The 13,969-nt window shown below is 68.7% G+C and carries 12 protein-coding genes and 1 pseudogene; 6 read left to right on the forward strand and 7 right to left on the reverse strand.

The window, feature by feature from the left end; translation table 11 throughout:
* The first annotated feature begins 493 nt into the window (after positions 1-493).
* From AB0M14_RS16640 to AB0M14_RS16655, 4 genes are all read left to right on the forward strand, one after another.
* Positions 494-1,138 (forward strand): TetR family transcriptional regulator, encoded by a 645-nt coding sequence (locus AB0M14_RS16640; protein ID WP_364995093.1) that lies wholly within the window; start codon positions 494-496, stop codon positions 1,136-1,138.
* Positions 1,135-2,784 carry an FAD-dependent monooxygenase gene (locus tag AB0M14_RS16645; protein ID WP_364995096.1) on the forward strand — a complete coding sequence of 550 codons (1,650 nt, stop codon included), beginning with the start codon at positions 1,135-1,137 and terminating at the stop codon, positions 2,782-2,784. The genes AB0M14_RS16640 and AB0M14_RS16645 overlap by 4 nt, the downstream gene beginning before the upstream one ends.
* A 77-nt stretch (positions 2,785-2,861) precedes the next feature.
* Positions 2,862-4,355, forward strand: a complete 1,494-nt coding sequence (locus tag AB0M14_RS16650; protein WP_364995098.1) for an NAD(P)/FAD-dependent oxidoreductase — start codon at positions 2,862-2,864, stop codon at positions 4,353-4,355.
* 105 nt (positions 4,356-4,460) lie between these two features.
* The gene (locus tag AB0M14_RS16655; protein WP_364995101.1) at positions 4,461-5,288 is read left to right on the forward strand and encodes an SDR family NAD(P)-dependent oxidoreductase; all 828 of its coding nucleotides are present in this window, start codon (positions 4,461-4,463) and stop codon (positions 5,286-5,288) included.
* Here AB0M14_RS16655 and AB0M14_RS16660 read toward each other — a convergent pair whose 3' ends face one another.
* From AB0M14_RS16660 to AB0M14_RS16670, 3 genes are all read right to left on the reverse strand, one after another.
* Positions 5,289-6,092, reverse strand: a complete 804-nt coding sequence (locus AB0M14_RS16660) for a putative protein N(5)-glutamine methyltransferase (RefSeq protein ID WP_364995104.1) — start codon at positions 6,090-6,092, stop codon at positions 5,289-5,291.
* A 151-nt stretch (positions 6,093-6,243) separates the two neighbouring features.
* The gene (locus AB0M14_RS16665; protein ID WP_364995842.1) at positions 6,244-7,479 is read right to left on the reverse strand and encodes an NERD domain-containing protein; all 1,236 of its coding nucleotides are present in this window, start codon (positions 7,477-7,479) and stop codon (positions 6,244-6,246) included.
* Positions 7,480-7,592: 113 nt separating this feature from the next.
* Positions 7,593-8,465: a YdcF family protein gene (locus tag AB0M14_RS16670; RefSeq protein WP_364995106.1), complete on the reverse strand. Its 873-nt coding sequence runs from the start codon at positions 8,463-8,465 to the stop codon at positions 7,593-7,595.
* 250 nt (positions 8,466-8,715) lie between these two features.
* Here AB0M14_RS16670 and AB0M14_RS16675 point away from each other — a divergent pair, with 250 nt between their 5' ends.
* Positions 8,716-9,555: a bifunctional 5,10-methylenetetrahydrofolate dehydrogenase/5,10-methenyltetrahydrofolate cyclohydrolase gene (locus AB0M14_RS16675; RefSeq protein ID WP_364995108.1), complete on the forward strand. Its 840-nt coding sequence runs from the start codon at positions 8,716-8,718 to the stop codon at positions 9,553-9,555.
* Here AB0M14_RS16675 and AB0M14_RS16680 read toward each other — a convergent pair.
* Both AB0M14_RS16680 and AB0M14_RS16685 read right to left on the reverse strand, forming a co-directional pair.
* Positions 9,552-10,250: a hypothetical protein gene (locus AB0M14_RS16680; RefSeq protein ID WP_364995111.1), complete on the reverse strand. Its 699-nt coding sequence runs from the start codon at positions 10,248-10,250 to the stop codon at positions 9,552-9,554. The two genes, AB0M14_RS16675 and AB0M14_RS16680, sit on opposite strands and share 4 nt — an antisense overlap.
* Positions 10,251-10,353: 103 nt before the next feature.
* The gene (locus AB0M14_RS16685; RefSeq protein ID WP_364995113.1) at positions 10,354-10,818 is read right to left on the reverse strand and encodes a MarR family transcriptional regulator; all 465 of its coding nucleotides are present in this window, start codon (positions 10,816-10,818) and stop codon (positions 10,354-10,356) included.
* Between the two features lie 85 nt (positions 10,819-10,903).
* Here AB0M14_RS16685 and AB0M14_RS16690 point away from each other — a divergent pair, with 85 nt between their 5' ends.
* Positions 10,904-12,661 carry an ABC transporter ATP-binding protein gene (locus tag AB0M14_RS16690; protein ID WP_364995116.1) on the forward strand — a complete coding sequence of 586 codons (1,758 nt, stop codon included), beginning with the start codon at positions 10,904-10,906 and terminating at the stop codon, positions 12,659-12,661.
* Between the two features lie 4 nt (positions 12,662-12,665).
* Here the strand turns inward: AB0M14_RS16690 and AB0M14_RS16695 are convergent.
* Positions 12,666-13,031 (reverse strand): annotated as a pseudogene (locus tag AB0M14_RS16695) (L,D-transpeptidase); the annotation flags it as partial.
* A gap of 260 nt (positions 13,032-13,291) precedes the next feature.
* The gene (locus AB0M14_RS16700) at positions 13,292-13,942 is read right to left on the reverse strand and encodes a cyclodeaminase/cyclohydrolase family protein (protein WP_364995118.1); all 651 of its coding nucleotides are present in this window, start codon (positions 13,940-13,942) and stop codon (positions 13,292-13,294) included.
* Between the last annotated feature and the right edge of the window lie 27 nt (positions 13,943-13,969).

Here is a 13,969-nt window from a genome sequence, read left to right on the forward strand (position 1 = left end):
CAGATTTGACCGGCGGATCGTCGGTGATCATCGGCGAGCGGAACATTACCCGACAGTAACAACGGATGGGCAAGTGTAAGAACGTTTCCAACCTTCTGGGACAGCGGTCGCGGAAAAGTGTGTGTGTCGTGAAGTTTCGGAAACTGGTGATCGTGCGGCTATGCGATCTCACGCTGTGCGGATGTGCCGGAGTGTGCTGGTGTCACCGGGTTTCGACTGAAAGCCTCGGACTGATATGCCCACTCTGGAACGCATGGCTACTGTCTGGCAATTCATAGCTGCCGGGGTGTCGTGGGAAGAATGGTGAGCCACTTCATTCTCTGGGTGTGAGTGACTTCACGCCGGAATCGGACAAATGGAGGCCGCGCGGTATGTGGGGCGTGGGGGCGAACGGCGCACGGCCGGAAGGGATTCCGGGCATGAACGGAGTCATGTTCTGATTGTGCCGGAAAGGTAAAGTTGCCGAAAGTGCAATATTCCGTATACTGAGACCATGGAGACAGACGGCCTCGGATTACGGGAACGCAAGAAGCGCGCGACCCGGCTCGCGCTGAGCGCGGCCACTATCCAGCTCAGTGTCGAGCGCGGCTGGTCGAACGTGTCCGTCGAGGACATCGCGGCCGCCGCCGACGTCTCCGTGCGTACCTTCCGCAACTATTTCGCCAGCAAAGGCGAAGCGGTCGCCTTCCGGCAGCTGGAACGGATGCGGCAGGTCGCCGAGGCGTTGCGGGCCCGCCCCGCGAAAGAGCCGTTGTGGACCGCGATCTCGGCCGCGGTGGCGGAACGGTTCCCGCTCGGGCACGACATGAGCGCCGAGAGCGCGGGCCAGCGGGAACGGCACTGGGTGGCGGGCGTCCGGCGCATGCTGGCCGAACCCGCGGTGCGGGCCGCGATCCTCGAAGTCAATACCCGCGCGCAGCACGAACTAGCCGTGGCCGTCGCCGAACGCACCGGCACCGACGCCGAACACGACCTCTACCCGAAACTCGTTGCCGCCGCGGTCGGTACCGCCACAGCGGTCGCGATCGAACACGGCCAGGCGGCGAATCCGCCGCTGCCCGTGCTGCCGCTGCTGGCCGAAGCCCTGAACCAACTCGCGACGGGTCTGCCGGAACCTGCGCCACGGAGGAATTCATGATCGACGTAATCATCGCGGGCGCGGGCCCGTGCGGGCTGCTGCTGGCCTGCGAACTCGCGGCCGCCGGGATCCGCCCCCTGGTGCTGGAACGCCTACCGGAGCCGAGCGCCGAACCGAAGGCCAACGGGCTGGTGGGACAGGTCGTTCCGCTGCTGGGCCGCCGCGGCCTGCACGAAAGCCTCAGCGGCACTGCGGAACCGCCGCAGCCCAACGGCTCCTACTTCATGTTCGCCGCGATGCCACTGAATTTGCGTGTGCTGGAACGGAGCCCGGTGTACACACTGCCGGTTCCGCAGCAGCGCATCGTCGAAGTGCTGGAGCGGCGCGCCCTCGAACTCGGGGCCGAGATTCGGCGCGGCGCCGAGCTGATCGGGATCACACAGCACGCGGACGGTGTGTCCGTGCGGGTTTCGGGACCGGGTGGGCCCGCTGAGCTGCGCGGCCGGTTCCTGGTGGGTGCCGATGGCGCGCACAGCGCGACCCGGAAACTCGCCGGAATCGGATTCCCCGGCGTCAGCTATGACCGCACCACCACCCGCACGGCCCACGTGACGATCCCGGCGAACCTGGTGGATCCGGAGGCCGGCGCGCTGACAGTGCCCGGCTACGGCACCATCCCGCCGTTCCTACCGCATCGCAACGACCGCGGCGGAATCTCCTACGCGCCCTTCCCCGGTCATCCGCCGCTGGTCAGCACGACGGAATGGGACCAGCCCGCGACCGATGGGCCGATGACCCTCGGCGAACTCCGCGCCAGTATCGCCCGGGTGCTCGGAGTCGAGGTGCCGCTGGATCCGCCGCCCGGCGACGGTCCGCACGTGCTGCGGCGACTGGTCGGCGGCAATACCCGTGTCGCCGACCGCTTCCGGGACAGGCGAGTGTTCCTGGTCGGCGACGCCGCCCATGTGTTCGCCACCGGCGGCGGCCCCGGACTCAATGTGGGACTACAGGATTCGCTCAACCTCGGCTGGAAACTGGCCGCGGAGCTCAACGGTCACGCGCCGCCCGACCTGCTGGACAGCTACGACAGCGAACGCCGCCACGCCGCAGAACGAACGCTGCTCTCGGCACGCGCCCAGTCCGCCCTGATCGCGCCCGGCGGCGACGTCACCGCCCTGCGCGACGTGTTCGCCGAACTGATGACCGACGAGCCCGCGGTGCGGCGGCTGGCCGATCTGGTCGCGGGCGCCGACATCCATTACGACATGGGCGAATCCGGTCATCCGCTGGTCGGCCGATGCGCAGAAGACTTGGAACTCGACACCGCCCACGGTCCCACGCGGCTGAGTGAACTGGCCCGGACCGCGCGACCGTTGCTGCTGGACCTTTCCGGCAGCGCTGTTCGCACTGACCGCGCCGCCGACGCGGCAGCCGCTGTCCCGTCGGGTGAGGTTGGTCCCGCTGGTGTCGACGAACCTGCCGGCGACTGCGGGCTCGCTGAGGTGGTCGCCGAGTGGGCGGGCCAGGTCGACTACGTCCGTGCCCGGCCGCGTGGCGGCGCACCGGCGTTGGCGCTGCTCCTGCGCCCGGACTCATATGTCGCCTGGGCCGCGGGCGGGCCGGAAAGCACTGACCTCGAGGCACTTCGGGCGGCGCTGGTCCGATGGTTCGGTGTCCCTGCTCAGCATGTGCACCAGGGTCGATAGTCTGGAGGTATGAGGCGGCGCCGACGGGCCGCCTGCTCGCGGCCCGTGTGCCGCGCCGACCGGAGGAATGACCAATTATGACCACCGCTGACGAGCACGTCGATGTGCTCATCGTCGGCGCCGGACTGTCCGGCATCGGCGCGGCCTATCACCTGAAGCAAGCCTTCCCGCACAAGAGCTATACGATCCTGGAGAGCCGAGAGAGCCTCGGCGGTACCTGGGATCTGTTCCGCTACCCGGGAATTCGCTCCGATTCCGACATGTACACCCTGGGCTACCGGTTCCGGCCGTGGCTGGGGGACAAGGCTATCGCCGACGGGCACACCATCCTGGACTATCTGCGCGATACCGCCTCCGAGAACGGGATCGACCAGCGGATTCGCTACCGGCACAAGGTGGTGCGCGCCGATTGGTCCTCGGCCGAGAACCGCTGGACGGTGCGCGCCGAACGCGGCGACACCGGCGAGACCGTGACACTGACCGCGAATTTCCTGTTCGCGTGCTCGGGCTACTACCGCTACGACGAGGGCTATACCCCTGAGTTCGCGGGCACCGATCGCTTCGGCGGCCCGGTCATTCATCCACAGCACTGGCCCGAGCACCTCGACGTCGACGGCAAACGGGTGGTGCTGATCGGCAGCGGGGCCACCGCCGTCACGCTCGGTCCCGCGCTCACCGATCAGGGCGCGCATGTCACCATGCTGCAACGTTCGCCGAGCTACGTCATTTCCATGCCCGCCAAGGACGACTTGGCGTTGCGGGCGCGAAAGGTCTTGCCGCCCAAGACCGCCTATGCAGTGGCGCGAGCCAAGAACGTCGCGCTGTCCACTGCGGTGTACCAGTTCAGCCAGCGCTTCCCGGAGCGAATGCGTGAGCAGATCCGCACCTGGCAACGGCGTTGGCTGCCGCCCGGCTTCGACATCGACACCCATTTCACCCCGCGCTACAACCCGTGGGATCAGCGGCTGTGCCTCTCGCCCAACGGTGATTTTTTCCGCGCCATCCGGAAGGGGAAACTCGATGTCGTCACCGACACCATCGATACCTTCACCGAGACCGGCCTGCAGTTGACCTCGGGGCAGACTCTGGACGCGGACATCGTCATCACCGCGACCGGCCTGAACCTGCTCGCCTTCGGCGGCATGGATCTCACGGTTGACGGCGAAACCGTCGATATGGCCGACCATCTCGCCTACAAGGCGATGATGCTGTCCGACGTCCCGAACTTCGCGTTCGTCGTCGGCTACACCAACGCCTCCTGGACACTCAAGGCCGACCTGGTCTCCGAATATGTGGTGCGCCTGCTCCGGCACATGGACAACGGCGGCTACACCCGCTGCGTCCCAGTGCACGACCCGGCGGTCGGCAAGGCCCCGCTGTTCGCGAACTTCATGCCCGGCTATGTCCTGCGCGCCGCCGCGCTGTTCCCGATGCAGGGCGACCGCGCGCCGTGGAAGCTGCGGATGAACTACGTGCGGGATTTGATCACGCTGCGCCACGGCTCGATCACCGACAGCGCCATGCGTTTCGAACGTTCCCGGCGGCGTGACCCGGTGCCCGTGCAAAGGTGACGAGCGCCTCCCGGCCACCGTCCCAAAGTATGTGTAACTCCCAGTAATCTGGTACCGGCGTTCAGGAAGGGCCGGACGTCAGGGGTAGCACAGGGATAGGGACGAATGAAGCTGGAAACGGTCGCGGGCAAGAAGGTTCTGGTCACGGGTGCAGCCATGGGGCTGGGCAAATTGTTCGCCGAGCGCGCGGTGCGCGAGGGCGCGGCCGCGGTGGTGCTGTGGGACGTGAACGAGATCGCGTTGAAGGCCACCGCGGCCGAGCTGTCCGGCCAGGGCACGGCGGTGCACGAATACCCGGTCGACGTCTCCGATCAGGACGCCATCGTGGCCGCGGCCGCCGCGGTGCGCGCCGAGGTCGGCGATATCGACATCCTGGTCAACAACGCCGGCATCGTACGCGGCAACAGCTACTTCTGGGAAACCGAGAACCGCGCCGACATCGACAAGACCATGGCGATCAATTCGATGGCGCCGATGTACATCACGCTGGAGTTCCTGCCCGCCATGGTCCAGGGCTCCGGCGAAGCCCGCGTGCTGACCATCGCGTCCTCCGCGGGCCTGGTCGCCAACCCGCGCATGAGCGTCTACGCGGCCTCCAAGTGGGCGGCGCTGGGCTGGTCGGATTCGGTGCGCCTGGAGCTGGAACAGGCCGGCCACGAGCACGTCCGGGTCACCACCGTATGCCCGACCTACATCAACACCGGCATGTTCGACGGGGCGAAGGGCTTCTGGTTCACTCCGATCCTGGAGCCGGACGAGGTCGTCGAAACCTCGTGGCAGGAAATGAAACAGGGCAACCCGCTGGTCATCCTGCCCTGGACCTCCCGCCTCAACAAGGCGCTCTCGGGCATCCTGCCGATCAAGCTGCGCGACGTCTTCCTCAGCACCGTCGGCGTCTACAACTCGATGGAGAAGTTCACCGGGCGGAAGTAGCTAGCGCGGGGCCCGGGTGCCGATGACGACGGTGGCGTAGTACTCCTCGGATTCGGCGACCCGGGCGCCGAGCCCGTGTTCGGCCAGCACCGCCGTGGCGGTATTCGCTTGCGCCGCACCGGATTCCACCAGCAGATGCCCGCCGGGCGCGAGCCAATCGCGGGCGCCGGCGACGACTCGGCGGAAAATGTCGAGGCCGTCGGGGCCGCCGTCGAGGGCGGTGCGCGGCTCGTGATCCCGGGCTTCCGGCGGCATCCGCGCGATCATCTCCGACGGCACATACGGAGTGTTCGCGAGCAGAATGTCGATGCGCCCGCGCAATGTGGTGGGCAGCGGCTCGAACAGGTCACCTTCGTACACGGGGGCACGCAGCGCCGCGAGATTGCGCCGCGCGCACTCGACCGCGACCGGCTCGATATCGGCAGCCGCCAATTCGACGGCGATTCCCTTTTCGCCGAGCGTCGTCGCGAACGCCAACCCCAGCGCCCCGGACCCACAGCACAGGTCCACGACCACCGGTTCCCCCGGCACCAGACGGGCCAGCTCGACCGCCTCGTCGACCAGGAATGCCGTCCGCTGCCGCGGCACGAACACTCCGGCCGTCACCCCGACCCGCACCCCGTGGAACTCCGCCCACCCCACCAGATACTCCAGCGGCTCACCCGCCACCCGCCGCGCGACCAGCCCATCCAGCTCCACGCCGGTCTCGGCGGCCGCCTCGATCAGCAACCGCGCCTCGTCCTCGGCGAATACACACCCGGCCGCCCGCAACCGGGCCACCACGTCCACACTCTCCGTTGCCACCCGGATATCCTGCCACTGCCGAACGGTCAGCAGTCGGCCTGGAACGGGTAGCAACCCTGCGCGGGAACCCGCGACGTATCGGCCGGGGACCGATGGTTGTCGGCCTTGTCGGCTGGGTGGCCGCCGCCCAGACTCCTACGCTGCCGAACGGTCAGCAGTTGGCCTGGAACGGGTAGCAGCCCTGCGCCGGAACCCGCGACGGCGCGGGCATCGGTGGCGCTTCGCTGACCGGTGCGGACTCCGCGGCCACCGGCGCATGGACCAGCGACGTATCGGCCGGGGACCGATGGTCATCGGCCTTGTCGGTCTGGGTGGCCGCCGCCCAGACTCCTACGCTGCCGATCAGCGCGGCCAGAACAGCCAGTGCGGCCAGGTTGGACCGCAGGTGGGAACGCCTGCCGTCCGCCGCCGGTGCCACGCCATATCCCCGCGACGATAGAAAGCGCTGGTCGAAGGCGGCTTGTGTGGCGGTGGGGCGGCCGCCCGCGCCGGCGAAAGCGGGCAGTTCCAGCGCTGGCGCGGCCGGGGCCGAAGGCTCATCGGCCGGGCCGGAAATCGGCTCGAAGCCAGCGGCAGGACGAAAGGGGCTGCCCTCGGCCGGGCGAACCGGGCGGCGGGCGGCGGGATGAAGCGGGCGGTCCTCGGTCAGGCCATACGGGCGGTTCTCGGCCGGGCGAAATGGGCGGGCCTCGGTGGGGCGAAGCGGGAAGCCCTCGGCGTGCAATTCGGCGAGGCTGATCTGGTCGCCGAGATCCAGCTGCTGGAGTACCTCATGCACGTCTTCGGCATGCCACGCCTTCTCCCGGCGCCAGGCGGCGCGATGGAACCAGGCGCGCAATTCCTTGGGTCCGGAGCCGAGCAATACGTCGCAGCCGGTCGGCGTGACGCCCTTGTCCAGCGTCATGGTCGACTGGGCCGGCGGCACGACCAGGACCAGCGCCGAAACGAAGACGCGGCGGCCCCGGGCTTCGGCGAGGTTCTTCAGGTTGTAGGCGCTCGCCGACGCCTGCCCGAGCGGGTTGACATCGCCTTCGCGCACGTGCACCGGGTCGCCGGAATAGCCGGATAGTCGCCATCGGCCGTTGGCCTTACAGGTCAATATTCCTGACGTCGCCTCGGCCACTGCGCCTTTGACCTCGATGGTGGCCGCGGCTTCCGGAGTGATCACCACCAGATCGGCTTCGATGTTCCGGCCCCTGCGATCGGGGATGTAGCAGCCCGAAACCGCGATGCCGGGTATCTGATAGGTCCCCGTCCAGGACTGTAGCCAGGTGACCGCGCGCTGTTCTGAGTACGGCATGGTCGGTCGGTTGCCGTTGATTACCAGCATCGGATGAGCCCCCTCGCCCCCTGCAATCGGTGATTCCGGCACAATACCGCCCGGCACCGACAATTTTCCGATCATTGGTTGTGCCACAACGTTTCTCACCGGGGGGCTACGAACAGGCCTGCCGCGCACGAACCCTCTGGTGAGGACGTGCGCGGCAGGCGGGGGAAGGGCTAGCGGGCGGTGGCGAGCTGGAAGGTGCGGGTGGCGTCGAGGTAGATGCCGCGCTGGGCATGCCGGGCCGGGGGCGGGAGCTGGGAGACCAGTTGCTCCATCGAGGTGGTCGCGCCGACGACGCGGGTGCCCGCGACGATGAAATCGGCGACCGCGCGGCGGATGTGATTGGGCGAGGTGACCACCACCGCGCTGTCGGCGCCCAAGTCACGCAGCAAGCGGGTGCTGAACAGGGCGTTCTGCACGGTGGAGCCGGCGCGGGTTTCGATGTGGATGCGGTCGGCGGGGACGGCGCGGCCGAGCAGCCAATTGCGCATGGCCTCGGCTTCGGTGATGCCGTTCTGCGGTGCGCCGCCGGTGACCACGATGGGGGAGAACGGTGCGGCGAGGGATTGGACCCAGGCGGCCGTCAGGCGGTTGACCAGCTCGGGTCGCAGGCCGCCGTCGGGCAGCAGGCCGTAGCCGAGGACGACGATGCCGGTGTTCGGGCCGACCAGCGCCGGGATCGGATTGGGCAGGGTGCCCGCGGCGGCCGAGACGGCGTGGATGACGTTCTGCGTCCCGCCCGCCATCGCCGGATCGATGCCGTTGAGCCGGGCTAGCGAATCATGCACGGCCAGTAGGTCGTTGGCGTAGTGCGACCAGATCGCGTGGAGCGCCAGCGCCTCGGCGTCGCCGGGATTCGCGTCGATCACCGCCCGCAGCTGGGCGCGGCCGGCGATGTCGTCACCGTCGGTGAAGGCGCGCTGGGCGGAGTTGTAGAGGGCGTCGAGATCGGGGGCGGCCTGGGCGGGCGCGCCGGTCGTGCCGGACAGGGCGGCGGCCGCGAACACCGCGGCGACGAAGGGTTTCCAATGCCTCGAGATCTTCACTACAGGCGACACCTTTCCGCTTGTGCCGAGCGTCGGGGTGCGCGGCAACAGGGGTTTTCGGTAGGTCAGCTGGCAGTTAGCCGGTGGCAAGCACTCCCACGATACGACCGGTCCCGGGCTAAGCGGCGCAATTGCCAGGGGGGTTTCGGCGGTTATTTCCGAGGAGCCGGGCAAACCGGGCGGAACCTACCGCCACGCCCGGGCCGGGCGCGCGGAACCCGACCGGCCGCGCCCATTAGGCTGTGCGAACGTGGATACTGCCTCGTTGACCGGCAAGGAACTCGCCGCCGCCATCAATGCCGACACCAAGCAACGCGCCGCGGCGCGCGCCGCCACCGGTTCGGCCCCGCGCCTGGCCCTGGTCGTGGCCAACGACGATCCGGCCAGCGCCTGGTACGTGAACTCGCTGCGCAAGGCCGCCGAACGTCTCGGAATCGCCTGCGACCGTATCGATCTCGGCGCCGACGCGACCGCCGAACAGATCCGCGCCGAGCTCGAGGCGCGCAGCGCCGACGCGAGCGTGGACGCCATCATGCTGCAGACCCCGCTGCCCCAGGGCGTCGCCCTCGACGACGTGAGCTCCGCGATCGCGGCCGGCAAGGACGTCGACGGCGTCAGCCCGCTGTCGCTGGGCTTGCTCGCCTCCGGCCTGGACGGCTTCGTCCCCGCCACCTCCGAGGCGGTGGTCGAACTGCTCGAACATCACGGGATTCCGCTGCGCGGCCGGCACGTGGCGGTCGTCGGCCGGTCCAATATCGTCGGCAAGCCGCTGGCTCAGCTGCTGCTGGCCCGGGACGCCACCGTCACCGTGTGCCATTCCCGCACCGCCGATCTGGCCGCGATCACCTCGACCGCGGAGATCGTGGTCGCCGCGGCGGGCCGCGCGGGCCTGGTCACCGGCAAGCACATCGCGGACGGCGCGATCGTCATCGATGTCGGCACCAACGAGGCCGCCGACGGCAGCATCGTCGGCGATGTCGACGCGGAGACGGTGCGCGGCAAGGCTGCCGCCCTCAGCCCGGTGCCCGGCGGGATCGGTCCGGTCACCACCGCGCTGCTCATGCGCCACGTGGTGGACGCGGCGAACTAAGCCGGTTTGATCGCGGTGATCAGGGTTTTGCCGCCGTTGCGCTCGGTCACGACGAGCTGCGCGTTGTAGGTGAACGCGTGGCCGTCGGGCCGGTGCTCGGTGACCACGACGATGTATTGCCCGACGAAGGCGCTCTCGGTCACCGCGACGCAGTGCGTGGTCCCGGCCGGCACGCTGTCGATGCCCTGCTGCATCGCCTCGACCGAGGACACCGCCGCGTCCGGCGCGAGGTGGACGCGCGCCTTCTCCGCGGAACGGTCCACATAGAAGGCGTACTGGAAGGCGAAGATCGCACCGGGCCCGGAATCCACCCCGCCGACGCCATTGCCCTGAATCCGGTTGCCCACCCGCTCGTTCGGGCACAACGCGGCCGGCGGCGTGACGGAGGCGGGCGCGATATCGACCTGCGTCGAGGTGTTGGAGGCGACCGACTGCGGCGTGGGCCCACCCCGGAACATGAAGAACGCGGCGCCCAGCACGACCGCCACGAACAGCGATCCGGCCAGCGGCACCAGCCAGCGCGGCACCGGCAGGCGGCCCCTGGACCGATCGACCAGTTGCGAGAACTGATCGCGTTCGAAATACTCCGATTCGCGTGCGCGGGCGGGTGATTCGGACCCCCGGCTCACCCAGTCGGACCATTCGCCCTGGCGGGCGGGACCATCGCGGTGCGTCCTCGTATCCGGTCGATCCATTACCCCACCTTCATCAGGTCCTACGCACTCCCGGTTCACCGTCGAGACTAGTGGACGCGGCCGAGCCGCAAGGGTTCCCGACTCGCGGATGGCCTAAGTGCGCCTACCCGGCGCGTCGCGGCTCGTTCGGGCCGCACTGGTCCGCGGCGTCCACGTCCAGCAAGGCCAGCAGCTCCCGCAGACTCTCGCGCTGCTCCGGCGACAGCGTCGCGAACAGGTCGGCCGCGGCCCGGCGGCGATCCTCGGCCATGCGCTCTAGTGCCGCGCGGCCCGCCGCGGTCGGGGTCACCAGGGTGGAGCGGCGGTTGGCGGGGTCGGCGGCCCGGCTGACCAGGCCCGCGGACTCCAATGCGTCGACCACGGTGGTGGCCGAGCGCGGCACGATATCGAGCTGTCCGGCCAGCGCGGCCATGCGCAGCGGCTGCTCCGAACGTCCGAGAATGCGCAGGGCCCGCGCCTGTCCGGGGGTGAGGCCCAGGGGCGCGAGGCGGGCGTGCATGCTGCGGCGGATCCGGCGCGCGGTGCGCAGGAACAGGTCGGGAAGGTCGTGCTCGGAGCCGCTGTCCATGACGCTGATCATAGCTCATTGTTCTTTTCCGCAATTATGAGTCATACTCAGTGTTGTGCCCTGACTTCATCGGAAGGAGGCGCCTATGCAGCCGCCTGATCAGATTCGCCGGATTCTCCGGCTCTTTCAGCCCTATCGCGCCAAACTCGGCCTCGTCGCCGCACTCGTCGGCTTGTCCTCGCTCGTCGGATTGGCCTCCCCGTTCATGCTGCGGGCGATCCTCGATGACGCCCTCCCGCACGGCCGCACCGGTCTGCTCGGCCTGCTCGCCGGCGGCATGATCGTGGTCGCCGCGCTGACCAGCACCTTCAGCGTGCTCCAGACCTACATCTCCACCACCGTCGGCCAGCAGGTCATGCACGATCTGCGCTCGGCGGTCTATGCGCATTTGCAGCGCATGCCACTCTCGTTCTTCACCAGCACCCGCACCGGGGAGGTGCAGTCCCGGATCGCCAACGACATCGGCGGTATGCAGTCGACGGTCACCTCCACCGCCACCTCGCTGGTCTCCAACTTCACCACCGTGCTCGCCGCCGTCGTCGCGATGTTCGCCCTGGACTGGCGGCTCACCCTGATCTCGCTGGCGATGCTGCCCTGCTTCGTCTGGATCAGCCGCCGGGTCGGCAACGAACGCCGCAAGATCACCGGTCAGCGTCAGCACAAGCTCGCGGGCATGTCCGCGATCGTCGAGGAGTCGCTCTCGGTCAGCGGCATCCTGCTCGGCCGCACCATGGGCCGCTCGCCCGCGCTGGTCGAGGACTTCGCGCGGGAATCGCGGGGCCTGGTCGATCTGGAGATCCGCGCGAACATGGCGGGCCGCTGGCGGCAGTCGATCATCCAGATCGTCATGTCGGCGATGCCCGCGGTCATCTACTTCGCGGCCGGAGTCACGGCGGCGGGCGGGACGCCGCTGGTCACGATCGGCACGCTGGTCGCCTTCACCACGTTGCAGACGACGCTGCTGCGCCCGACGGTGATGCTGTTGCAGACCGGGGTCGAGGTGCAGGCCTCGATGGCGCTGTTCCAGCGGATCTTCGAGTACCTGGATCTGGAGCCCGACATCACCGAGCCCGCGCAGCCGGTCGCGCTGCGGAAGGTGCGCGGCGCGGTCCGGTTCGACCACGTCGGGTTCTCCTACGGCGCCGGCTCCGGCGATGTGCTCGACGACATCGACGTCACCGTGCCCGCCGGGACCAGCCTGGCCATCGTCGGCGAAACCGGTTCCGGGAAAACGACTCTGGGGTACCTGGTGGCCCGCCTCTACGACGTCAGCGGCGGACGGGTGACTATCGACGACGTCGACGTGCGCGAGCTGACCTTCGCCGATCTGGCCGCGGCGGTCGGCGTAGTCTCCCAGGAGACCTACCTCTTCCACGCCTCGGTCGCCGACAACCTGCGTTTCGCCAAACCGGACGCCACCGACGAGGAACTGCGAGCCGCCGCGCGGGCCGCCCGGATCCACGACCACATCGCGGCCCTACCCGACGGTTACGACACCAAGGTCGGTGAACGCGGCTACCGGTTCTCCGGCGGCGAGAAGCAACGCCTGGCGGTGGCGCGAGCCATCCTGCGCAACCCGCCGATCCTGGTGCTGGACGAGGCGACCAGCGCGCTCGACACCCGCACCGAGCGAGAGGTCCAGACCGCCATCGACGCGCTGGCGGCGGGACGCACGGTGATCACCATCGCGCACCGGCTCTCCACTATCCGGGACGCGGATCAGATTCTGGTGCTGGATCAGGGCCGGATCGCCGAACGCGGCACGCACGCCGAGCTCATGGAGCTCGGCGGGCACTACGCGGCGTTGATCGCCCGGGACGAACCGGTGCGGATCGCGGCCTGAGAGGTCACCAGTGCAGGGTGACCGGGTCACCGATGTCGAGGACGCTGTACACCCATTGGGCGTCCTCGGGGGAGAGGTTGATGCAGCCGTGGCTGACATTGGCGTAACCCTGTGAGTCCACCGACCATGGTGCGGAGTGGATGAAAACGCCACCCCAGGTGAGCCTTTCGGCGTATTCACCATTGATGACATAGCCCTCGGGTGAGCTCAGCGGGATACCGATGGTGCGCGAGTCGAAGACCACCGAGCGGAACTTCTCCAGGACGGGGAAGGTGCCGGACGGTGTTTCGAATCCGGGCTTGCCATAGGAGGCGTTCATGGTGCGCGGGACGCCGCCGACGGTCACCGTGAAGGTATGGTTCGACATGTCGCCGTCCGCGAATGTGCCTGCGCTGGCATGGAATTCGCTGGGCGCGGCCTGCACGGCGCTGGGTACGCCGAGGAGGGTCAGAGCTAGGAACGATAGAGCGAGGAACAGAGATCTGAGTGCGCTCCTCATGGCTTCCACCCCTTTCGAGATGGTGTGGTACGCGAAAGACCAGTTTAGCCCCCTATCAGAAGGGCCAACGGTTCAATTCTGATCTATATGTTCCCCGGGTACCCGCTGTTCGCCGGTTGACACCCCTTCGATCAGCGGCTGCGCACCACGTGCAGCACGTCGGCGTGCAGGGCGTCGGCCCGGGCGGTCAGCGCCTCGATCCGCAGCAACGCGGGGGCGAACTCGTCACCGTGCACGGCGTCGAGCGAGGCCACGTTGATCTCGATATTGAGCCGCGAACTGGTCGCGGCGGCGCGGGCCGCATCCGCGGCGGCGCCGATATCGGTGACCACGTTCGGGTTGCCGATCGGCAGCAGCTCGGCCGCCAGCGACAGGATCTCGTCGGCCTCGTCCACCACGGCGGCCGGCACGCGCGCCGCGCCGATCAGCGCCTCGGTGATCGCGGCGGCGCGATCCGGCGACTCCTTGGGCGCCTTGTAGGCGTCGCCGACGGCGGTGAACGCGGCGGCGTCGGCGTCGGCCAGGGCCAGCGAACGCTCGCGGCAGGCGTCGGCGGCCGCGATGATCCCGTCGATAACCGGCTTGTGCTCGGCGTCCTTGGCCCGGGTGGTGTAGCGCGCGACCATCGCGACCAGTGCGGCGCCCTGCGCGGCGTGCAGCGCGGCCACGGCGCCGCCACCCGGGGCCGGCACCTTGGCGGCCAGCTCGGCCAGGTAGTCCGCGACGGTGGTCCCGCCGAAGGTAGTGACAGTGCCGGTGGATGCGGTGCTGGACTGCGACATAGCGGTAACGCTACCGCCCGGTGCGCG

The organism is Nocardia sp. NPDC051832 (genome assembly GCF_040681285.1).
In the GTDB taxonomy this organism is placed as follows: Bacteria; Actinomycetota; Actinomycetes; order Mycobacteriales; family Mycobacteriaceae; genus Nocardia.

Bases quoted from the DNA above. Each gene is read 5' to 3' on its own strand.
- AB0M14_RS16640 (WP_364995093.1), top strand. From the start codon at position 494: ATGGAGACAGACGGCCTCGGATTACGGGAACGCAAGAAGCGCGCGACC.
- AB0M14_RS16645 (WP_364995096.1), top strand. From the start codon at position 1,135: ATGATCGACGTAATCATCGCGGGCGCGGGCCCGTGCGGGCTGCTGCTG.
- AB0M14_RS16650 (WP_364995098.1), top strand. From the start codon at position 2,862: ATGACCACCGCTGACGAGCACGTCGATGTGCTCATCGTCGGCGCCGGA.
- AB0M14_RS16655 (WP_364995101.1), top strand. From the start codon at position 4,461: ATGAAGCTGGAAACGGTCGCGGGCAAGAAGGTTCTGGTCACGGGTGCA.
- AB0M14_RS16680 (WP_364995111.1), bottom strand. From the start codon at position 10,250: ATGGATCGACCGGATACGAGGACGCACCGCGATGGTCCCGCCCGCCAG.
- AB0M14_RS16685 (WP_364995113.1), bottom strand. From the start codon at position 10,818: ATGGACAGCGGCTCCGAGCACGACCTTCCCGACCTGTTCCTGCGCACC.
- AB0M14_RS16690 (WP_364995116.1), top strand. From the start codon at position 10,904: ATGCAGCCGCCTGATCAGATTCGCCGGATTCTCCGGCTCTTTCAGCCC.
- AB0M14_RS16700 (WP_364995118.1), bottom strand. From the start codon at position 13,942: ATGTCGCAGTCCAGCACCGCATCCACCGGCACTGTCACTACCTTCGGC.